This window comes from Paenibacillus sp. FSL K6-1318 (assembly GCF_037976905.1).
In the GTDB taxonomy this organism is placed as follows: Bacteria; Bacillota; Bacilli; order Paenibacillales; family Paenibacillaceae; genus Paenibacillus; species Paenibacillus amylolyticus_A.
The window spans coordinates 3,728,246-3,749,106 of record NZ_CP150270.1; the positions used below are offsets into that span (position 1 = coordinate 3,728,246).

Here is a 20,861-nt window from a genome sequence, read left to right on the forward strand (position 1 = left end):
TATTTCCTCCTCCAATATGTTCTTACTCTGTTTCCTAGTGTACATCCGAATGTGTTGTAAGCGCAATAATTGGTTGAATTAATTTTTAATGAAATGGATATTTCTAGTCACAAATATTAATTTGAAGTGAAATTCACAAGCCTTTACCCTGAATATGTACACAAAAAAACCTCAGGACGAATCCCGAGGTTTTCTTGTAATGTATGGTCAAACTATTTGTTGATGTTGTATTTACGGTTAAATTTATCAACACGGCCACCGATATCCACGTTTCTTTGTTTACCAGTGAAGAACGGGTGGGATGCGGAACTAGTGTCCACACGAATTACTGGGTAAGAGTTACCGTCTTCCCATTCCATAGTTTCGTTAGAGAACTTCGTGGAAGAACTCAGGAATTTGAAATCAGCACTTGCATCGTAAAAAATTACGAGTTGTGTCTTTGGATGGATGTCAACTTTTGGCATAATCTATTTACACTCCTTTAATATGGGTACTTCTTTAGAATCAAACTAAATTTTATTATACTCTTTTTTTGTACAAAGTACCAGCAGGATTTGAGGAATAGCTAAAAAAATTATGATTTGTGTGATTTTTGCACCCAATCAGGTGTCACGCCGTCCCTTTCTCCAGTACATTCAGCATGTACTCCAGTGCCTCCAGCTCATCCCTGCCTCTTGTCTGTAATCTGACAACACTACCATATCGAATGGGAAGTAACGCCATTCCAAGCAGGCTTTTGACATCTACTCGATGTTCATGCTCAGACTCCATATACGACAAAATAATATCCGAGGAAAAACGTGACGCTTGAGAAGATACCGACATCAGATCATCCCGATGAAAATCAGCGTGAATCATAAATTCATGTACTCTCACAACCTTCAGTTCCTTTCGCTAAGTACTTGTTCACCTAAGAGGTGTGTATCATTTTATATATTAAAATCTTCATGAATTATACCATGTTATGGGAGCTTGTCTATCCCTTTATTTTGCGAAAAAAAAATCAAAAAAGAGTCCTGAATTCCAGGACCCTCCCAGTATGGTTCTATCTGCCGTTCGGATATACCATGACTTTAAGACTGCCACTCTTATTGTGCAAGGCACGCTCCATCGCCTGCTGTGTCTCTTCCAGAGAATAACGATCTGTAATCAGGGACATCACGTCATGCTGGCCGGAGCTCAGGAACTCAATTCCTGCCGGATACGTGTTGGCATAACGGAATATGCCATAGATATCAACTTCATTGTCTGCGATAAAGGGAACATTAAGTGCAATCTCGTCCTGTGCCGGCAGGCCAACAATCGCAAGCTTGCCTCCACGTCGAAGTGAATACAGAGCGGATTGTAGCGCCTTCGGATTCCCCGCTGTTTCCCATGCGGTATCGACACCCACACCACCGGTTAACTCACGAATCACAGCCAGCGCATCTTCATTCCGCACATTAATGGTATGAGTGGCACCCATGCGGCGAGCCGCTTCCAGCCTAACTTCCTCCAGATCCGTTACGATGATCTTCTCTACGCCAAATGATTTTGCAGCCGCAACAGCCATCAGTCCAACGGGCCCCATCCCCATAATCGCAAGAGTCGAACCCGGAGCCAGCTTGCTCCGGCGAGCCGCGTGAATCCCAACGGAGAATGGCTCGTTCATGGCCGCTTCCTCATAGGACAGATGGTCTGGTATCTTAAATACCATATCTTCACGCATCGTCATGTATTGTACAAATGCCCCGTCCACCGGAGGAGTCGCCAGAAATTGTACATCCGGACACAGATTATAGCGACCTTCCTTGCACGCCGTGCAACGTCCGCATGTGACACCAGGCTCAATGGCAACCCGATCTCCTGTCTTGAAACGTGAAACCTTCGAGCCCACAGAAGCAATAATCCCCGCACACTCATGTCCCAGAATGATTGGTTTCTCCACCACAAATCTGCCGATGCGTCCATGTTCAAAATAATGTACATCTGAGCCGCACACACCTACAGCCATCACCTGAATTAACACCTCATCCGCAGCCGGCTGCGGGACGGGTTGTTCCTCAATAATAATGTGCCCTGGCTCTGTCATGACAGCAGCTTTCATGGTCTCGGGCAATTGATGTTGTCCCATACGTATCTCCTCCTCATGTATGTCCATGCTGTCTATTGTACATCAAAGAAAACAGGGTATCTTCTTTCTTCATATCACCAAGTTCATCCGCAACTGCAATTCCACTCAATAAATTGTTCTACCCTGTTCATCCGCAATACCGCTCTTGCGATAGAAGTACGTATTGATCATGTCCCGCCATTCCTTCGCATGTTCGGCCTGATTGTATTGTAATGAAGCAACTTTGTCGAAGATAACGGGGTCCACTTTCCCCTCCAGCTGTCTCCATGTCTCGGCTAGCGCCTCTGCCTGCGCAGCACCTTCAAAGTGTGTATCATAAATATGCTGAATGACTGTCTTACCCGAATGCAGAACATGGGTGTACGGCACGTGATGGAAAAATAAGATCAACTCATCCGGACAGGTGTCCAAGGACTCATAACGATCAGCATTCTCAGGGTGATACTGCGAGGTATACCCTGTGCCGCTCTTCACGGTTCGATCTACACCAATGCCGTGACAATCGGCAAAGTGATACGTTCCCCATTTGGAATACTCATAACCATCTACATTCGGCCCATAATGATGCTCCGGGTTAACCATCCAGCCTACACCGAGAGGTGCCGTATAATTTTCATAGATATCTAGCGAATTCAAAAGCATACCCTTAACCTGCCGCACGACTTCATCTTCATGTCCAAACGTCAGCCTCACCCACTCATCGGCAATCTCTTCCGCGGACAACTCCGGATTCCACGCAAGTCTTCCATATCCATACAGATTCGCCTGCGCGAGCGGATGTCCTGTCCAGCAGGCATCTGCACCAATATTGGATACTGCAGCGAAGCCGCTATGAGGTCGTTTATACAGAGAACCGTCTGCGATTCGTTTGATTTCTGAACCTTCACCTTTGGCGTATGTGTCAAAGTCCAATACTTCTTTCCATTGGGGAACCAGATAACACAGATGACGCTGCTGCCCGGTATACTCCTGTGTAATCTGAAACTCAATGACCTGATTCGTATTTTCCATGGCGCCGAAGAGCGGGGATACTGCTTCTCTCACCTGAAAGTCCATCGGCCCGTTCTTAATCTGCAGAATGACATTATCGGCAAACCGCCCATCCAGCGGCGTAAAGTGGTCATACGCTGCCCGCGCACGATCTGTGGAGCGATCCCGCCAGTCCTGCTTGCAGTTATAGACGAAGCAACGCCAGATCACCAAGCCACCGAATGGCCGAAGCGCTTCGGCCAGCATGTTCGCACCATCCGCATGATCCCGGTTATACGTGAACGGCCCTGGACGATTCTCCGAGTCTGCCTTGATGAGGTATCCGCCAAAATCCGGAATGGCTGCATACACCTTGGCCGTTTGAATGTTCCACCATTCCCGTACCTGCTTATCCAACGGATCTGCCGTATGCAATCCACCAATCTCGATTGGACTAGCGTAGTTGGCGCTCAAGAACAGTCGAATGCCATAGGCTCTGAATTCAGCGGCAACCTTCGCCACATTACCCAAGTAACGTTCGGTCAGGAACAGACTCTCATGTCGGTGTACGTTGACGTTGTTGATCGATATGGCATTGATTCCCGTAGAAGCAAGCAACCTTGCATAATCCCGGATGCGTCCCAGGTCCTGCGTGAATTCCCCGTTATCATAGAAAATGGAATTCCCTGCGTAACCACGCTCAATGCTGCCGTCCACGTTATCCCACTGATTAATCATCCGTAGCGCATTGGTTGGCTGCTCGGCAATAAAACTCCACTTGTTTGCATCTTCTTCCGTTTCACTTGCAATTCCTGGATCAAGTGTCAGCTCCCGAAGCAGATGGAATGTACCATACAGCACACCTTGGGGAGTCTCTGATCCAATGACCAGTACACCTTCTGCCTCGTCCTTGCGAAGGATATATCCTTCCCCTTGCACAGCAGAACGCTCGGTTTCGCTAAACGAGCCTGCCACGGCATCGCTCCCTGTCCATGTACCGATCCGTATTGCAGGAGCATACTCGTTCCGCTCACTAGACTCAGAAGCAGTCAGCTGACTGACCGTGGGTTTCACGCCATACAACTTCTCCAGTCCCAGTGAAAGCTCGGTCAGAGCTGTCGTAATGATCTGATGGTTCTCTTCGGCCAAGATCAGCCTGCTCCAAAGTGGAGCCAGCTTCTTGGCAAAGCCATTCTCTCCTGACAATGTGGAGTGGTACCCCAGCCATGCATCGTATTGTGGACCGGACAGACCAGATTGAACGACAGATTGGCTCATTGTACCGCCTCCTTGCTGGCATAGATCTGCGCAAGTTGATTTCCTTTGCCTTCGAGCAGCCATAGAATGGACGTTACTCCACGAGGATAATACTTGCTGCCAACCGCCACACCAGACAGGATCTGGTCACTCCAGCACCAGTAGGATTCTTCCGGATGCAGCAGCCAGTTTACATGAGCCGCATCTGCTTCCTTGCCTGTCTCATCCCATTCCACGCCCAGCAGTTCTCTAGTAATAAATTGGGACAGATAGATTTTGCTCAGCCAGGAGTTATTGCTTGTTGAGGACAGTTTCCAGCCTCCATCTTCGAACAGACATGTTCCCGGTACAAGAACCGTTTTCAGATGGGTTTGGAGTGCCTTCAGGTAAGGTCCAAAGCGCCCATTGATATCCAGTGCTGCTTCACAGCCTGTAAAGTAAGGGAACACCAGACCTTCAATCGCCGGAATAATTCGGGAATCATTATTTTCTGCAATCACAGCCGGAATGTAGCCACCATCAGTCAACTGTGCAGCGATACTGGCAGCGCAGCGATCCGCTTGAAGCCCTGCTTGATGTGACAGATCCGCCAACTTCTCAGTTGCGAACAGCTTCTCCAATGCAACATATACCGCCCAACATTTACCCGCCAGATAGATATTATTGCGAGACTGTCCAAGTGACACATCCAGGCTGTCGTAGGTTGTAATTTCGGCTCCACCTTGGGTACGGCTGCTATCCAGGCCCATCAGACCGTTACGCTGCTCAGCGTCGGGATGGTCCCGATTAAGCATGCTTTCGAAGCAATCCTGAATAACAGGCAGCATGTTTTTCACAAAAGCCTGATCCTGTGTCTGTTCAATGTATACAGTCGCACAGCAGAGCCAGTTCACCAATTCTTCATGGCTCATCTGTGAGAAGCAGTCATCGATGCCCACTAGCTCATATGCCGAGTGTCCGGGGCGTGAGAACACATTGGCTACACCAATATCATGGGTAAAGGTAATCCCGCCTGGGTACAACTTCTCTTCCCCCGGGAAACGAACCTGATCCGTATAACTATACCGTTTTACAAACCACTCCAGCTCATTCCGCACCGTCCAGGGATTCAAGGCAAGCTCGAAGTACAACTGATCAGCCGTCAAATCAAGTGTGTTCATCATCCGATACTCCCCTTCGTTCACCACCCAGAGTGGCTCACCATCGGCATCCAGCAGTTGAGTGCTGGCATAATAGCTGTGAATGGAATGAGCAAGCATGAATGATTGATCTTCGCTCAAAGCAGCCGTTCCAAGGCGCTGTTCAACCTCTTCACAGGATGCAGTCAACTCACTGAAACGTTGAAGTGCATACTCTCCTGCGGCCTGGATATCAGCAAAATACCGCGTATACCAATACGTCGTGTCCATTCCGGTCGTCACAATACCCCCACGATAGAAACATACCGCGAATTGATATGTACGTTTCTGTCCAGCCGGAACCTCCAGCAGTAATGCCGCAGTTCCACCAAGTCCAAAAGCCAGATTCTCCCGATGCTTCTCCTGTAGCAGCTTCTCCAACGTAAACCCGCGCGCGGGCCACAGTCCGTCATCTGCTGACATAATGGCTGTAAGTCGACCTTGTCCAACACCTGTGATGGAACCACCTTCCGGTCCTCCAATCAGACGCATCGCAGAGTACGGATCATTGCCCTGATAGCCAAAGTAGGCTTTGCGAGATTGTTGACCTTGCGTGTTGTCAATCGTCATCTCGACCAATACGGCAGGTACCAGTGCATCCATTAAGGCTTCACGATCTCCACTCGTTGGATCAGGTACTGGACGTACAGGCGAGTAGATACGGAACGTCAGATCTCCCGCAATCCACGTATCCGTACCTGAGGTGAATTCACGGGTAATATCTTCATCCCGAAAAGCCGTAATAAGAGGTTGTGGAGCCTTTGATGCAGTCGTCGACGCCGTGTCCCCATTCTCCAACTTCTCTACATCATAACGGCTGCTCTCATCCTCGGAAGCTTCATAAAAAGGAAGTGCCTGATAATTCTCTCCATCGCGAGATTGTAATCCAATATATACATTCTGATCTGCCGGCTTGCCGAGTTCCAGACCCAGCCCGCCCTTGGCTCCTTTGTATCCCAGTGTAAAACTGGCAAAAGCACCAATCGGTGCGTGATGTGCATTATAAAAGATGGATTTGGATGTGCTCATGAATCATAACCCCTCTCAGAATGGTATGCATACGTTTTCATTAGCCCCATCCTAACATGTGGTTCCACCTCAGACCATGATCAAATCAATCGGATATTTACCCAAATCAAGCTGATAGACTATAATGAATTAAAGCGGTTACACAAAAGCATTCTGTTTGATATAAATTCGAGTTCAAAAAGAGTGGTTTTCAGTACCAAGAAGATGGGATGAAGTTAGAAATGGAGTAGCGGAGCGTAGATAGAGCTACGAGAACAACCGCAATGTTTCCAAAGGAAACATACTTCGTAAGCCCTACACTTATTTCGGCTGAATGCCATATTCGATGCTGATGATGCCACTAGGCATCCTACGTAATCAAAAGCGCTTTTTTTGAACAACCTCTATAAAGGGGGATCTTCCATGTCTTCAACGTTCTTGCCTCCCGATTTGGGAGAAAGTGTCCATGAAGTTTTTTACCCAGATGTGCAAACAACGGTCAATCTGTTCGCCATTCATTTGCGAAGTGTCGGTACAGACTGGGATTACCCGGCGCATGAGCACCCTCAATATGAATTGAACTATGTCACGGAAGGCGAGCAACGCATGATGGTGAACGGTACACTGTATATTCAAAAGGCTGGCGAACTGCTCCTGATTCCTCCGGGAAGCATTCATTCAAGCCAGAGTCATCATGGCAAGGGATTCACGTATTTTTGCATGCATTTTGACATAGATGATCAGTTATTCCTATCATTGCTGGCGCGTATTAAACAAGTACTTTTCAGTGTGGATAGTCCGGTGACGCAGCAGATTGAGCCCGTTTTGCGCAAATTGATGTCAGCTGCGGATGATGAAGCAGCAAGTACGATGGTGCAGCGTATGCAGTTGCAATCGGCAGTATTCGAACTATTCGGCCATCTGTGGGATGCCGTCTCACAGGAAGCCGCGCAATGGTTTACGGACGGACACGAGAAGATCGAACTCGCCCATCAGATTCGCAATCGATTGCAAGGCCTGATGAGTCAGCAATTCAAACAGGGACACGAATCGGAAGGACACTATGGCATTGATGATATTGCAGCAGAGCTGGGCATCAGTTCTTCTCACTGTAATCGTGTCTTCAAGCAGGTATTCGGTCAGTCTCCCCGCGCTGTATTGTCCCAGTTGGTTCTGCATGAAGCGAAGCTTCTTCTGGGCAATCCGAAGCTGTCTGTTCAAAATATTGCAGTCATGCTGGGGTACAAGGATATTGCCCATTTCAGTCGTCAATTCAAGCGCTGGTCCGGCATGTCGCCATCCCGTTACCGACAGGAACAGCCTGCTTTGGAATAAGGTCCAGTAGCAGGCTGTTGGGCTTGATTCAACATTTCGCTTAATTCGATTCAAGAGGTTCTCTGTATTTATATAAGGGTTATTTCAACAAACGCTTAATCAACTTCAGCTTGTTATCATACGGTGGATACAGAATCGGCAGATTCAATTTGGTGCTTTTTTTCAGAACACTTTTGAGATGGGAGAAGGTCTCGAAGCTATACTGCCCATGATACGAGCCAACACCAGAATGACCAACACCGCCAAATGGCAGACGCGGATTCGCTACATGCGTAATGGTATCGTTAATGCAGCCGCCTCCAAATGAAACTTCGTGCAGCACTTTAGCCTGGACTTGGGTGTCGGAAGTAAACAGATACAAGGCGAGCGGTTTTGGCCGTTTTACGATCTCTGTAATGGCTTCATCCAGGTTACGATAGCTGATGATCGGTAGAATCGGTCCAAAAATCTCATCTTCCATCGTCGCTGCATCCCAGGACTCCGCATCAATCAAAGTAGGTTCAATGAATCGATCTTCCTCATCCGATGCTCCCCCATATATCACTTTGGCCTGATCCCGTTCAATCAGCGTCGTCAAACGTTTAAAATGTCCCTTGTTCACGATACGCCCATAGTCCTTGTTGTGTTGGATATCTGATCCAAAGAAAGACACGATTGCTGTTTTCATCTCCGAAACTAACTGTTCCTTCACGCGCTCATGCACGAGTAAATAATCAGGTGCTATACAGGTCTGTCCTGTATTGAGCAATTTGCCCCATATGATGCGCTCCGCAGCTACTTTGATATCGGCCTGTTCATCCACGATGACTGGGCTCTTGCCGCCAAGTTCCAACGTAACGGGAACCAGATTTTTGGCAGCCGCCTCCATCACAATCTTGCCTACTGGTACACTGCCTGTAAAAAAGATATAGTCAAACGGCGCGTTAATCAGCGCTGTCGTTGTGTCTTTGGCACCGTCAAGTACCTGTACGTATGCCGGTTCGAACACGGTCGCGATCATTTCACGGACTACGGCGGACACCGCAGGTGTATTCTCTGAGGCTTTGAGCACGGCTGTGTTGCCTGCCGCAATCGCACCTACCAATGGTTCGATTAAGAGTTGAAATGGATAATTGAAAGGTCCAATGATCAGAACGGACCCATAGGGTTCAGGTATAATCACACTCTTGGAACCCAAGAGTGCCATTTGCGTTTTGACTTTAACGGGTTTCACCCATTTCTTCACTTTACGAATGGTATGTGTAATGCTGTCCATCATGAATCCGATCTCGGTCGTGTAGGATTCGAACTCACTTTTTCCCAAATCCTGATAGAGGGCTTCTGTGAGTCTGGTCTCGTACTTTTGAATCGCCTGCTTCAGTTGGGTCAGACGGGCAATTCGGGCTTCTGCCGATCGTGTGGCCCCGGAACGAAAGAATTGTCGTTGCTGCTCCAAAATCTCTTCAACTTCCTGACTGGTTATTTCCTGTATCGTCGTTGTCATATATGCATACTCCTCTATTCATTATTGATTAAACGTTTAAACTTACGAACCTATAAGGTACATGCATAAGCATGTTTGATCACCATTAATCTACAGACACTCTTCTTCCAAAGCAGCTACCAATTCCTTCAGCAGTTCCACTGAAGCATTCAATGAAGCCGAATAATAGCGCTGTGTGCCCTTCTGTTCCACAGATATAAGCCCCTTCTCTAACAACAGCTTGAGATGATGAGATATCGCTGGCCGGGATAAGCTGGATTGTTCGGTAATTTCATTCACCGTCATTCTGCCCTTCTCGGTAAGTGTCAGTAAAATGGCTTGACGATGGTTGTCACTTAATACTTGAAATAACGGGATACAGGTTTGAAAAACGCTAATCGCTTTTTGTCCCATGGTGTTCACCTCTGTACTATTCTTCGTATATTATTCTCTATTCGATGTCTGTTGGTTTAAACATTCGAACCTAATGATTGAATTGTACTCTCTACTCCTTTGAACTGCAAGTAAATCATCAAATAAATTCAATATAATGACGATAAAGCGCTTCCACACTACCATACAAGTATGGTAGTATGTCAATGAAGGAGTTGAAGTTGTGGAATATACCCCAAAGTTATCATCCAAAGCCGGCTTGTCGCCTGCTGCGAACAGTCTGTCTTCTCTGAACAAGCAATCTTACTCGACACGAGATGCCGTGTACGTCACACTGAAGCAGCTCATTTTGAACCTGAAAATGCCTCCGGGAACAGCCATTTCCGAGAAGGAAATTTCGCTGGAGTTCCAGGTCAGCCGGACCCCGGTTCGAGAAAGTTTTGTAAGGCTTGCTCAAGAAGGTCTGCTGGAAGTGTATCCACAGCGTGGCACATACGTCTCTCTGATCCAGCTCGATCTGGTTGAGGAAGCACGGTTCATGCGTGAACAGCTGGAACGAGCCGTAATCAGACTCGCCTGCGAGCATTTTCCGGACGAACAGATGATGGCACTTGAACAGAATCTTGCACGTCAACAGGAATGCAGGGTCAACCCGGATGATGAACGAATGTTCCAATTGGATGAGGAATTCCATAGCACTCTTTTTGCAGGCTGTAACAAAAGCAACACCTGGACTGTCATCCAGCAGATGAATGTACATTTGAATCGCAGTCGCATGCTTCGCCTGTCCTCGGATCACCAGTGGGATCACCTGATCGAACAGCACAGGTCCATGGTCCAGGCTATACAAGAGCATGATGCCCATACGGCAGAGCGACTGATGCAGGAACACCTGCATTTAACTGTCACCGATTTGGCTGTCCTGCAGGATACATATCCATCCTATTTTCAATGACTGAATTCTTCTTACTACTATTCATGATGAGGTGAACGTGATGAGAATGGTGTTTCGCTGGTTTGGCGAAGGCAATGATACGGTAACACTGGATCACATCCGGCAGATTCCGGGTGTTGAAGGTATTGTGTGGGCGCTGCACGATGTTCCTGCTGGCGAGGAATGGCCGATGGACAAAATACTCGCTGTCAAAGCGGCAGCAGACAAGGCCGGGTTACATCTGGATGTCGTTGAGAGTGTGAACATCCATGAGGATATCAAGTTGGGCCTGCCATCAAGGGATAAATACATTGCGAACTATATTAAAACGATGGAGAAACTGGCTCAGGTCGGTGTGAAGGTCATCTGTTACAACTTTATGCCGATCTTCGACTGGCTTCGCACGGATATGCACAAGGAAATGGAGGATGGCTCAACTGCCCTCTTCTATGAGCACAGTAAACTCGCAGATATAGAACCCCTGGAACTGGTTCGACGCATTACAGAGAACTCCGCACTCACCATGCCAGGTTGGGAACCGGAACGATTGCAGTATTTAACCGGACTGTTTGAAGCATACAAGGATGTAACTGAGGAACATATGTGGGAGCATGCGCGTTATTTCCTGCAAGAGATTATTCCTGCAGCAGAACGGCTGGGGATTCGAATGGCCATCCATCCGGATGACCCGCCATGGCCGATCTTTGGATTACCGAAGATTATTACGAGTCAGGAGAATGTTCGCAAATATCTAAATCTTTATGATAGCCCTTACAATAGCGTGACGCTGTGCAGTGGCTCCCTTGGAGCGAGTGCCGACAATGACATTATCGGAATGATTCACGAGTTCAAGGACCGGATTCCATTTGCCCATATTCGTAATGTTAAAATCTACGATAACGGCGACTTCATTGAAACCTCCCACCGCAGTCAGGATGGAAGTGTTGATATTGCAGGGGTTGTAGAGGCTTATCACGATATCGGTTATGAAGGTTATGCAAGACCCGACCATGGTCGTCATCTCTGGGGAGAACAATGCCGACCTGGCTATGGACTCTATGACCGGGCTTTGGGGATCATGTATCTCTGGGGCGTCTGGGATTCTCTGCAAAGGAGGGCAAAAGCATGAGTGAACACCAATATGAACGCTCATCTCGTCTCGAAGGCAGAACAGCTGTAATTACTGGAGGTGCTGGAGTATTATGCCGCTCCATGGCGGAAGAACTTGCTCGGCATGGTGCAAGTCTAGCCATCCTGAACCGCACCGTTTCCAAGGGTCAGGATGTTGTAGCTGCAATTGAAGCTGCTGGTGGCAGAGCGATTGCTATTGCTTGTGATGTAACCCAGACCGATAGTGTGCAGGCGGCGGCAGATGCTGTGCTGGAACAGCTTGGACCCTGTGATATTCTCATTAATGGCGCGGGTGGTAATAACGCCAGTGCCAATACCACGAATGAAATTTTCAGATTGGAAGATCTGGAACAGAGCGACGTTACTACGTTTTTCGATGTGAGTGTAGAGGGATTTCGGCAGGTCATGGATCTGAATTTTGTCGGTTCCCTCATCCCTACTCAGATCTTTGCAAAGCATATGATTGAGCGTGATGTTCCGGCAACGGTCATTAATATTTCTTCCATGAGCGCCCCATCGCCTATGACGAAAGTTCCTGCGTACAGCGCTGCGAAGGCAGCGATTAACAACTTCACGCAGTGGCTCGCCGTTCATCTGGCCGAATCCGGTATTCGTGTCAACGCCATTGCACCCGGATTCTTCTTGACTGAACAAAATCGCAATCTATTGCTGCAACCAGATGGCTCACCTACGGAACGTTCTAGTAAAATCATTGCCCATACTCCTATGCGCCGCTTCGGCAAACCGGAGGATCTGCTGGGCACATTGATGTGGCTTGCGGATGAAAGACAATCCGGCTTCGTCACAGGCACAGTCATTCCGGTAGATGGCGGATTTATGGCGTATTCTGGTGTTTAATGATTAACGTGTAAATGAATCAGTTCAACTAATATAGAGAATTTATAGAGACCGAAGCTTGGGATACATACCCAGGTTTCGGTTTTTTGCGTTCAAGCATAAGATCATCCAGCGTAGGAAAAGCTTGTTATAATGCCTGTTCAAAAGCTAACTTTTTACACAACCTCTTATAGAGCTATGGTGAAATAAAGGAAGGTGATACATATATGATGGAAGAAACATGGGTTGTTGCCGTACGGTCTATTATTGCCTTTCTAACCCTGATCATCTACACAAGGGTGTTGGGCAAGCAGCAGATGGGTAACTTGACGTATTTTGATTATATTAACGGCATTACAATCGGTTCCATTGCGGGTACGTTTGCAACTGATCTCTCCTCCAAGGCGTGGATTCATTTTGTGGCCTTGACCATATTCACAATCATTACGATCATCTTTCAGTATATTACGCTGAAGAATCGCACCATCTCCAAACTGATGGACTCTGATCCCACATTGATCATCCAGAACGGTAAAATTCTCGAACAGAACCTGAGTAAAATGCGAGTCAAATTTGACGAATTGACCATGATGCTGCGGCAGAAGGATGTATTTGATATTACGACACTGGATTACGCCATTCTGGAGCCGGATGGCAGCCTCTCGGTTGTTTTAAAACCCGAGAATCAACCGGTAACCGCGAAAGACATGCATATGCACCCGCCTAAGAGCAAGCTGATGACCGAGATTATCATTGATGGCCTGCTGATTAAGCAAAATCTGGAGGAAAGAAACAAAGATATTAACTGGCTCAGTGAGCAGCTGAAAAAGCAAAACATCACGATACAGGATATCGCTTTTGCCGCCATTTTACCCAATGACAAATTGTATGTTGACCTGTTCAAGGATAAAATCACCGAAAAAATCGATATGGGCGATTATGAAGGGCCTTTCTAAACTCTTTACATCAAGGAGGCGGTTGAATGAAAACGCGGTTCTGGCTGCTATATGTGCTTCCGATCTTCCTCATTCTTGTGTTCGTTGCAATTATGGCTAGCGGAGCTTTTCTCAAAAAGCCCTTTGGCAACGATGATCGCTTGCTTGAATCTGTACAAATGTTGGAGAAACAGGTCGAGGGCCAAAACTGGGCTGAAGCCAAGACTCAAATTAATTATGCATTGCAGGCTTGGGATAAAATCGTCAACCGCATTCAGTTCAGTGTGGAGCGTGAATCAATTTATGATATTCTCGGGACACTTGCTCGGATGAAAGGCGGCGTTGCAGCACAGGATGATAAGGCGATTATGGAAGAGATTTATTACTTTTATGTCCTATGGGATAACCTTGGTGATTAGGTTCGTTCAATAATCTGTGTTGAATACCAGATGTCAGTCCAAAAGCAAAAGGCACTCTCCTTTCATGAAGAAAGGAAGTGCCTTCTTTGCTTTTATATAACTTTATATCCATTACGCTCTTCGTAATCGCCGAGACCGTGACGATCGCGAAGTGCTTTCTTTGCGGAAAAAGAGAGTCAGTGCTCTGTTCGCACACCACAGTGAAAATAGAGCAAACAGTGTGCCCCAGAACAGCGCGGGAAGGAATGTCTGTTGAGCGAGATTCGCTGCATCCCCTGCTCGTGAAGGCTGAGTCCAGGACATAAATCCGACGTATACGCTACTCACCACTGACTCTTCCAGTGTAAGAAACGCTAGTAACAGATAGTAGAACTTCACGATCTTGGCACCAAATATCATAATGACCACATTCAGAACGATGAACCCGGTAAGCCATAACATGCCGAACTCCCCTCTTACATATAACAGGAGAGATACTAGAGCTACAGCCGTCATAATCCCAAGTCCCCACATATGCAAGCCTTTGCGGTATAAGTAGAACAACAGCCAGGCGAACAGTGATGCACTGATATATCCCGCCAGAGAAACCAGGATCGATCTGCCTGGCGTCAGCATCGACGAATAGGTCACGCCGCTATGATCAGCGTACAATTCAATCCGCAGCACTTTACCGGACAATACCAGTGTCATTAGTGCATGACCGAATTCGTGAATCATCGTATCCAGGTTACGGAACAAGGACGAGAATGGAATGAACCGTGTTAGAAAGACGGAACCTAGCAGAAACAGTATCGTTTTGACCCACTTATTCAATCGTGCCATACCTCCTTTACCTTCAAATAAACAAGCCTATCCTTTATACTACGCTTTTTTCACTCGATTCGTTTCGGCTTCCGAACTGTAAGGCACAGTGCTCCATCCACCAGCAGAAGCTTCGATTGTGTCCAATGAAAAAAGAAGACAGATCATAACGTCCCTTTTCGGCCTCTAGCGTAACGAGCAGTCGATTCCGCATCCGACGGACAGCATAGTGCACGAATTGATCTGCAACCTCACTTTGTATCAGGGTAACATAAGCATAGAGGGAATGATCGACAGGTTCATCGAGCGGACTCACCCCTGCACATGAAAATTCCGTCCTCACGCCCGCACTCTGAAGTATGGACAATGCCTTCACAAGTTCAGCATCGACTTCAACACCGTTCCAAATCACTGTTCTCTTCGCGGATACCGTATGTTTGTCACGTTCCGTCCATTGCATCAGCTCGAGCTTCCGCCGTCTCCACAGATGGGCAGGCTGTTCAGTTAACAGCACTTCATGTTCCTCATTTAAATTCATCTAATGCGTCCTCCTGTTCTCCTTGATCCGGTCACCTTATTCAACAAAGAGAGAGCACATCACTGTGCTCTCTGCTTGGCAAAAGGCAAAGGAATGGCGATCCATTCCTCAGCATGTTGTATTATTGTACCTTTTTCGGTGAGAGGCATCAAACTGATCTTTTATTATTCGTTCAGCGCCAGTTTCAGAGCCTCCAAATTTTGTCTCATCACGCTAATGTAGTCCATACCCGCCGCGATCTCTTCTTCGGTGAGTCCCTCAATCGGATTTAATACAGCCGTTTTGGCTCCCACTTCACTTGCGATCGTCTCAGACACTTTGGATGAAACCAGTGTTTCGAAGAAAATTGTCTTCACCTGATGCTCTTTCGCAAAATCAATGACAGATGCCATCTGCGCTGCTGAAGGTTCTTGCTCAGGAGACAATCCTGCGATGGGCACCTGTTGCAATCCGTATTCCTGTGCAAGGTAACCAAATGCAGCGTGTTGTGTGATGAAATCTTTGCGTTTGCTATCCGTCACAGCCGCCTTGAAGTCCTGGTCCAGTGACTCCAGTTGAGCAACGTAGGCATCTGCATTCTGCTTGAACTGTTCAGCATGTTCCGGGGCAGCCTGTGCCAATCCCGCTTCAATATTACGCACTTCCTTTACAGCCAATGCAGGTGACAGCCATACATGGGGATCGAGTCCACCGTGATCGTGATCATGTCCTGCTTCTTCTGCCTCGGCGTCATGATCATGGTCGTGTTCTTCCGTAGCCACTTCATCTGCATGATCGTGATCATGTGCTTCCCCAGCAGATTCATCCTCATGATCATGTGTATCCGTTCCATCGGAATCTTCATGACCATGGTCATGCTCATCTTCTGTGCCTTCAAGCAGGTTAATTCCATGACTCGCTTCCACTTGAATGAGCGAAGCGTTGCTCAGACTTCCGGTGACCTGATCCATCCATGATTCCATACCCGCACCGTTGTATACAAGCACGTCCGCTTTTTCAATGCTGGCAATATCTTGTGGTGTGGGCTCCCAATCATGAGGCTCCATTCCTGCTGGAACGAGGGTATGCACATCAGCCAGATCACCTGCCACATTTTTGGTGAACTCATACATCGGGTAGAAGCTGACCTGCACGTTTAATTTTGCGGTTTCCGTCTCGACTGGAACGGAAGTGCCTGTCGAAGCTGTATTTGCATCAGAAGCGGATTTTTGTCCGCAGCCTGCGACGATAAGTGTGAGACTGAACAACAATCCGAGCGTAGCTTTTTTACTGAATTTCATGTGATGTATTCCTCCTAGAATGGTTGACCAGAATGACGTGCTGTGATTTCGTTTCTTTGCGGTGACGCTTGCGGTTATATCGTGCAATCAGCTTTTGTGCTGATATTCCAGTCAATAGGATGACCAACAGGATAAGGGCAATTGTTCCTCCCGGTGGTGTATTTAGATGATAAGATGTGGTGAGTCCGCTAAAAATACCGATTAAACCTGTAATTACCGCGACAATAATCGCTGCTGTAAAACTACGAGACACTCTTAGTGCCAAGGCAGCAGGCAATACAATGAGAGCAGAAACCAGCAACACACCGACGATCGGCATGGCTGAAGCTACCGTCATTCCTGTCAGAATGGCAAATGCAAACGATAATCCTCTTACCTGAACGCCTCCAATGGAAGCAGTCTCTTCATCAAACGTAAAGCTATACAACGGTCTTCGGAGCAGGATGAAAAAAAGTAACCCTATGACACATACTCCTGCCATCATCCACAACTGTATATCGCTAACCGCGACAATAGATCCGAATAAGTATGAGCTGAATGTCTTGGACAGATTGGTTTTGAGACTCATCAACACCACAGCAAGAGCCAGCCCTGAAGTCATGATGATCGCCACAGGTACCTCGCTGTAGGTTCGGTAACTTCGCCGCAGTTGTTCAACCAGTAATGCACCGATAATTGCTATGGCGAATCCGCAAATCACCGGGTTAAGATTCATGACCGAACCGAGCGCAACCCCTGCGAGTGAGACATGGGATAACGTGTCTGCCATAAGGACCTGCCGCCTGAGCATCAGATAGACCCCGAGAATTGGAGCGATGACTCCAATCAGTCCACCTGCCAAGAAGGCACGTTGCATGAATTCGTACTCAAACACTGCCATTCCTCACTTTCTTGCCGCTCCAAAGTAATCGTTCGATCCAATCGATTCCCCATTTCTTCCAGTCCATGAGTAACCATAATAATTGTTATCCCATGAGCATCAACATAGTGGCGCATCAGATTGTAAAATCCTTCACGGCTGTGGCGGTCCATTCCCGTTGTTGGCTCATCCAGTACCAGAACCTGCGGTTGCCCAGCCATAGCTCTGGCAATACAGATCCGCTGCTTCTGTCCGCCAGACAGCTCACCGACGCGTGTATTCCGATATTCCCACATACCAACTTCCCGCAGACTGCGTTCAACGATGGCATCCTGCTCTGCTGTGAATCTGCGGAATAATCCCAGCCTGGTGTAACATCCGGACCGGACCAGTTCATTCACCGTACTGGGAAATCCACTATTGAACGATGCAACCTGCTGGGGCACATAACCGATATTGTACTTGTTCCCACGTTTCAACTGCGGATTCATATGTATCGTGCCGCTCCAGGGCTTCAATAGCCCCAGCAGCAGCTTTAACAGGGTCGTTTTGGCAGAACCATTGGGACCTGTGATGCCTATGAACTCTCCCACATGGATATCCAGCGACAGTTGATCAATGACCGGCTCTTTGCCATATCCAAATACAACATCACGCATGGAGGATAGTATCATGCCTTCCCCTCTTTTCGTAAATATTACGATTTAAAAATAACAAAAAAATTTAGCGTGTTTCCCGATGGATCGTCATTTTCTTCAGACGTGGGGAGTACTTCTTCATCTCAAGTCTCTCCGGATGGTTACGTTTGTTCTTGGTTGTTGTATAGTTGCGATCGCCGCACTCGGTGCAGGCTAAGGTTACAATGACTCTCATGGTTGTTGCCTCCTCTTTTTAATCGTAATCATTACTATTTAATGATATTAGCCTATGCTTTTTCGTTTGTCAACTCCACGCGGGAAAAGGATCTTTCAGTTCACGCCAGTTCATCCACATCTCTTCCTCCGTAAGAAGAGTCTCATCCAATGTACGTTCAATCTCCGCCCGGTCCATATCAATGCCGATAAATACTAATTTGGTTACGCGATCACCCCACTCATCATCCCAGTCCGGTATGCTTGGCAATGTATCGCCAAAATGAAGTTGCCTTTCCTCCTCACTCATCGCTCCTACCCATATTCCTGCTGGCGCAAGCTGCTTTGATGTACCTGCGTGACTGAAAGAGATCGCCATATGGTTCCTTGTTGCCAGCCACATCAGGCCTTTGGATCGCACGATGTTATCTGGCCATTTCGCAATCCAACGCAGCAACCGTTCCGGATGGAATGGACGTTTACGATGATAGACAAATGAATGAATTCCATATTCTTCAGTCTCCGGGGTATGTTCCTCTTTCATTAATTCGCGGATCCAACCCGCGGACTGGCTTGCTTTTTCAAAATCAAAACGTCCCGTATTCAATATCTCTCTCGGATCAATCTGACCATGTGTCGTGCGAATGAGCTTGGCTTCCGGTTGCATGGCGTTCAGTGCCTTTTCAAGCTTCGTCAGTTCTTCCTCCGATACCAAATCACATTTGTTCAGAATCAGCACATCACAGAATTCCACCTGATCCGTCAGCAGATGAACGATTCCGCGAACATCGTCCTCCCCGGCTTCCTGTCCGCGATCCTTCAGTGTTTCTTTGGAATAAAAATCACGCCAGAACTGGGCAGCATCGACAACCGTAACCATCGTGTCGAGACGAGTGAACTTCGTCAAATCAATGCCAAGTTCCTCATCGATATACGTAAACGTCTGCGCAACAGGTACCGGCTCACCAATACCCGTGGATTCAATCAGTATGTAGTCAAAAGAACCATCCAACGCCAGCCGCTCGACTTCTTTCAACAGATCCTCCCGCAATGTGCAGCAGATGCAACCATTGGACATCTCTACCAGCTTCTCATCAATGCGCGATAGCCCTCCACCATCTCGTATTAAACCTGCATCAATATTAACCTCACTGAGATCATTGACGATGACAGCAACCCGCATCCCCTCACGGTTATGAAGCACATGGTTGAGAAGTGTCGTTTTGCCTGCACCCAAATATCCACTAAGTACGGTGACTGGAACCCGCTGTTGAACCTGTTGATCTGACATTTCTGCTTCCTCCACTCTGTTTAAGTCGTAAATTTAATCGTAATAATTACTATTAATGACGATCAATCCGAACTATACCGCAGTTTTCTTTAGGTTGTCAACTCTAATATGATGAAAAATCCTGATTAATCGTAAAAATGTTGATTAGAACATAGGAATGATGTATGTTGCCGCACGTACAAGCATATATTTTAGCAAAGTCCTAGTTGTGGAGGTCTGTTTCATGAAAATGGCAGCCAATCTGAAGCTCCTGTCCTTGCTGATCCCTTGTGCATTTCTTGTTCCCGTGTTGATCACAATGGCTCCAGACTTGAAGGAAGCATGGAACAGTGAAGCTTTGCAAAATATGAAAACCGTATTCATAGGTATTTTCCTTGAAGCCGCACCTTTTCTGCTCATGGGTGTGTTATTGTCCTCGCTCATGCAGTGGTTTGTATCTGAAGAAATGGTCCGTAAACTCACGCCCAAGAATCCGATCGGTGGTGTGCTGGTCGCGGGACTGCTAGGTATTATTTTCCCCATCTGTGAATGTGGCATGATCCCGGTAGTGAGAAGGTTGATGCACAAAGGAATGCCAGCCTATATCGCAGTGACGTTCATCTTGAGTGGTCCCGTAGTCAATCCCATCGTATTTACGGCAACCTTGCTCGCCTTTCCCTCCCATCCTGAGATTACCATTGCCCGTATGGGACTCGCCTTTGCCGTAGCAGCTTCCATAGGCATGCTCGTGTATGTGTTTGTTCGTCGAAATCCCCTTCGGATGCCAAAGGTCGCAGTGACAGAGGTCAAGACACATCTCGGGTTTAAAATGGCGCAATCTCATGCACACGCAAATGCTCATGATCATAACCATGTGAAAAACTGGCGCAGCTTCTTCATTCATGCCGGAGACGAATTCGTCGATATGAGCAAATATCTGGTGATTGGTGCCTTGATTACAGCCTGCATCCAAACATTCATTAGCCGCAGCGATCTGATCTCACTTGGCAATGGTCCTGTTGCCTCCTACGTGTTCATGATGGGCTTTGCTTATGTACTGTCTCTCTGCTCCACTTCTGATGCTTTTGTGGCTTCTGCGTTCTCACATACGTTTGCACTAGGGCCGCTGGTATCCTTCCTCGTGCTTGGTCCAATGCTGGATTTCAAAAGCACCCTGATGCTGCTCTCGACCTTCCGTACTCGGTTTGTTATTGGGCTAAGTCTAGCGATTATCACGCTCGTCTTTGCCGGTTCGTGGCTGATTAATCTGCTGGTATAAAGGTTGGGCAAT

General features: G+C 47.3%; 21 protein-coding genes. 7 read left to right on the plus strand and 14 right to left on the minus strand.

Going from position 1 to position 20,861, the window contains the following annotated elements; genetic code table 11:
* Window positions 1-212: 212 nt before the first annotated feature.
* The 5 genes from NYE45_RS16280 to NYE45_RS16300 all read right to left on the minus strand — a co-directional run bounded on the left by NYE45_RS16280 (window position 213) and on the right by NYE45_RS16300 (window position 6,546).
* Window positions 213-464, minus strand: coding sequence for a type B 50S ribosomal protein L31 (locus tag NYE45_RS16280; protein WP_062834756.1), 252 nt, complete (start codon window positions 462-464; stop codon window positions 213-215).
* 145 nt (window positions 465-609) lie between these two features.
* Window positions 610-876, minus strand: coding sequence for an HPr family phosphocarrier protein (locus tag NYE45_RS16285; protein WP_026081056.1), 267 nt, complete (start codon window positions 874-876; stop codon window positions 610-612).
* A gap of 169 nt (window positions 877-1,045) precedes the next feature.
* Window positions 1,046-2,113, minus strand: a complete 1,068-nt coding sequence (locus NYE45_RS16290; RefSeq protein WP_340013184.1) for an NAD(P)-dependent alcohol dehydrogenase — start codon at window positions 2,111-2,113, stop codon at window positions 1,046-1,048.
* A gap of 105 nt (window positions 2,114-2,218) precedes the next feature.
* Complete coding sequence (locus tag NYE45_RS16295) at window positions 2,219-4,360, minus strand: alpha-glucuronidase family glycosyl hydrolase (RefSeq protein ID WP_340013185.1); 2,142 nt, start codon at window positions 4,358-4,360, stop codon at window positions 2,219-2,221.
* Complete coding sequence (locus NYE45_RS16300) at window positions 4,357-6,546, minus strand: glycoside hydrolase family 52 protein (RefSeq protein WP_340013186.1); 2,190 nt, start codon at window positions 6,544-6,546, stop codon at window positions 4,357-4,359. The genes NYE45_RS16295 and NYE45_RS16300 overlap by 4 nt, the downstream gene beginning before the upstream one ends.
* A 402-nt stretch (window positions 6,547-6,948) precedes the next feature.
* Here NYE45_RS16300 and NYE45_RS16305 point away from each other — a divergent pair, with 402 nt between their 5' ends.
* On the plus strand, window positions 6,949-7,860 hold the full coding sequence (locus NYE45_RS16305) for an AraC family transcriptional regulator (RefSeq protein ID WP_340013187.1): 912 nt from the start codon (window positions 6,949-6,951) through the stop codon (window positions 7,858-7,860).
* A gap of 79 nt (window positions 7,861-7,939) precedes the next feature.
* On the opposite strand, the gene NYE45_RS16310 is transcribed toward NYE45_RS16305, so the two are convergent.
* Window positions 7,940-9,343, minus strand: a complete 1,404-nt coding sequence (locus NYE45_RS16310; RefSeq protein ID WP_340013188.1) for an aldehyde dehydrogenase — start codon at window positions 9,341-9,343, stop codon at window positions 7,940-7,942.
* A 90-nt stretch (window positions 9,344-9,433) separates the two neighbouring features.
* On the minus strand, window positions 9,434-9,736 hold the full coding sequence (locus NYE45_RS16315) for a metalloregulator ArsR/SmtB family transcription factor (protein ID WP_076331658.1): 303 nt from the start codon (window positions 9,734-9,736) through the stop codon (window positions 9,434-9,436).
* Between the two features lie 259 nt (window positions 9,737-9,995).
* Between NYE45_RS16315 and NYE45_RS16320 the strand changes: the two genes are divergently transcribed.
* From NYE45_RS16320 to NYE45_RS16340, 5 genes are all read left to right on the plus strand, one after another.
* Window positions 9,996-10,670 (plus strand): GntR family transcriptional regulator, encoded by a 675-nt coding sequence (locus NYE45_RS16320; RefSeq protein WP_340017388.1) that lies wholly within the window; start codon window positions 9,996-9,998, stop codon window positions 10,668-10,670.
* Window positions 10,671-10,710: 40 nt separating this feature from the next.
* Window positions 10,711-11,778 carry a mannonate dehydratase gene (uxuA, locus tag NYE45_RS16325; protein ID WP_340013189.1) on the plus strand — a complete coding sequence of 356 codons (1,068 nt, stop codon included), beginning with the start codon at window positions 10,711-10,713 and terminating at the stop codon, window positions 11,776-11,778.
* Window positions 11,775-12,638, plus strand: a complete 864-nt coding sequence (locus tag NYE45_RS16330; protein WP_340013191.1) for an SDR family oxidoreductase — start codon at window positions 11,775-11,777, stop codon at window positions 12,636-12,638. Before uxuA ends, NYE45_RS16330 begins: the two co-directional genes overlap by 4 nt.
* Window positions 12,639-12,844: 206 nt before the next feature.
* Complete coding sequence (locus tag NYE45_RS16335; protein WP_340013192.1) at window positions 12,845-13,573, plus strand: DUF421 domain-containing protein; 729 nt, start codon at window positions 12,845-12,847, stop codon at window positions 13,571-13,573.
* Between the two features lie 26 nt (window positions 13,574-13,599).
* Complete coding sequence (locus NYE45_RS16340; RefSeq protein ID WP_340013193.1) at window positions 13,600-13,971, plus strand: DUF4363 family protein; 372 nt, start codon at window positions 13,600-13,602, stop codon at window positions 13,969-13,971.
* A 111-nt stretch (window positions 13,972-14,082) separates the two neighbouring features.
* Here the strand turns inward: NYE45_RS16340 and NYE45_RS16345 are convergent, their stop codons facing one another.
* The 7 genes from NYE45_RS16345 to NYE45_RS16375 form a co-directional block, all read right to left on the minus strand.
* Complete coding sequence (locus tag NYE45_RS16345) at window positions 14,083-14,784, minus strand: M50 family metallopeptidase (protein WP_340013194.1); 702 nt, start codon at window positions 14,782-14,784, stop codon at window positions 14,083-14,085.
* 43 nt (window positions 14,785-14,827) lie between these two features.
* Window positions 14,828-15,310 (minus strand): hypothetical protein, encoded by a 483-nt coding sequence (locus NYE45_RS16350; RefSeq protein WP_340013195.1) that lies wholly within the window; start codon window positions 15,308-15,310, stop codon window positions 14,828-14,830.
* 164 nt (window positions 15,311-15,474) lie between these two features.
* A complete protein-coding gene (locus tag NYE45_RS16355) occupies window positions 15,475-16,590 on the minus strand; it encodes a zinc ABC transporter substrate-binding protein (RefSeq protein ID WP_340013196.1) in 1,116 nt (371 codons plus the stop codon).
* A complete protein-coding gene (locus tag NYE45_RS16360) occupies window positions 16,577-17,470 on the minus strand; it encodes a metal ABC transporter permease (RefSeq protein ID WP_340013197.1) in 894 nt (297 codons plus the stop codon). The genes NYE45_RS16355 and NYE45_RS16360 overlap by 14 nt, the downstream gene beginning before the upstream one ends.
* Window positions 17,416-18,123 (minus strand): metal ABC transporter ATP-binding protein, encoded by a 708-nt coding sequence (locus NYE45_RS16365; protein WP_340013199.1) that lies wholly within the window; start codon window positions 18,121-18,123, stop codon window positions 17,416-17,418. Before NYE45_RS16365 ends, NYE45_RS16360 begins: the two co-directional genes overlap by 55 nt.
* Window positions 18,124-18,172: 49 nt before the next feature.
* Window positions 18,173-18,322 (minus strand): 50S ribosomal protein L33, encoded by a 150-nt coding sequence (gene rpmG, locus NYE45_RS16370; RefSeq protein WP_036613813.1) that lies wholly within the window; start codon window positions 18,320-18,322, stop codon window positions 18,173-18,175.
* A gap of 69 nt (window positions 18,323-18,391) precedes the next feature.
* The gene (locus NYE45_RS16375) at window positions 18,392-19,591 is read right to left on the minus strand and encodes a GTP-binding protein (protein ID WP_340013200.1); all 1,200 of its coding nucleotides are present in this window, start codon (window positions 19,589-19,591) and stop codon (window positions 18,392-18,394) included.
* A 223-nt stretch (window positions 19,592-19,814) separates the two neighbouring features.
* On the opposite strand from NYE45_RS16375, the gene NYE45_RS16380 reads away from it, so the two are divergent.
* Window positions 19,815-20,849 (plus strand): permease, encoded by a 1,035-nt coding sequence (locus NYE45_RS16380; RefSeq protein ID WP_340013201.1) that lies wholly within the window; start codon window positions 19,815-19,817, stop codon window positions 20,847-20,849.
* Window positions 20,850-20,861 lie beyond the last annotated feature (12 nt).

Coding starts and splice junctions, on each gene's coding strand:
- NYE45_RS16280 (WP_062834756.1), bottom strand. CDS start 464: ATGCCAAAAGTTGACATCCATCCAAAGACACAACTCGTAATTTTTTAC.
- NYE45_RS16290 (WP_340013184.1), bottom strand. CDS start 2,113: ATGGGACAACATCAATTGCCCGAGACCATGAAAGCTGCTGTCATGACA.
- NYE45_RS16295 (WP_340013185.1), bottom strand. CDS start 4,360: ATGAGCCAATCTGTCGTTCAATCTGGTCTGTCCGGTCCACAATACGAT.
- NYE45_RS16300 (WP_340013186.1), bottom strand. CDS start 6,546: ATGAGCACATCCAAATCCATCTTTTATAATGCACATCACGCACCGATT.
- NYE45_RS16305 (WP_340013187.1), top strand. CDS start 6,949: ATGTCTTCAACGTTCTTGCCTCCCGATTTGGGAGAAAGTGTCCATGAA.
- NYE45_RS16310 (WP_340013188.1), bottom strand. CDS start 9,343: ATGACAACGACGATACAGGAAATAACCAGTCAGGAAGTTGAAGAGATT.
- NYE45_RS16315 (WP_076331658.1), bottom strand. CDS start 9,736: ATGGGACAAAAAGCGATTAGCGTTTTTCAAACCTGTATCCCGTTATTT.
- uxuA (WP_340013189.1), top strand. CDS start 10,711: ATGAGAATGGTGTTTCGCTGGTTTGGCGAAGGCAATGATACGGTAACA.
- NYE45_RS16330 (WP_340013191.1), top strand. CDS start 11,775: ATGAGTGAACACCAATATGAACGCTCATCTCGTCTCGAAGGCAGAACA.
- NYE45_RS16335 (WP_340013192.1), top strand. CDS start 12,845: ATGATGGAAGAAACATGGGTTGTTGCCGTACGGTCTATTATTGCCTTT.
- NYE45_RS16340 (WP_340013193.1), top strand. CDS start 13,600: ATGAAAACGCGGTTCTGGCTGCTATATGTGCTTCCGATCTTCCTCATT.
- NYE45_RS16350 (WP_340013195.1), bottom strand. CDS start 15,310: ATGAATTTAAATGAGGAACATGAAGTGCTGTTAACTGAACAGCCTGCC.
- NYE45_RS16355 (WP_340013196.1), bottom strand. CDS start 16,590: ATGAAATTCAGTAAAAAAGCTACGCTCGGATTGTTGTTCAGTCTCACA.
- NYE45_RS16360 (WP_340013197.1), bottom strand. CDS start 17,470: ATGGCAGTGTTTGAGTACGAATTCATGCAACGTGCCTTCTTGGCAGGT.
- NYE45_RS16365 (WP_340013199.1), bottom strand. CDS start 18,123: ATGATACTATCCTCCATGCGTGATGTTGTATTTGGATATGGCAAAGAG.
- rpmG (WP_036613813.1), bottom strand. CDS start 18,322: ATGAGAGTCATTGTAACCTTAGCCTGCACCGAGTGCGGCGATCGCAAC.
- NYE45_RS16375 (WP_340013200.1), bottom strand. CDS start 19,591: ATGTCAGATCAACAGGTTCAACAGCGGGTTCCAGTCACCGTACTTAGT.
- NYE45_RS16380 (WP_340013201.1), top strand. CDS start 19,815: ATGAAAATGGCAGCCAATCTGAAGCTCCTGTCCTTGCTGATCCCTTGT.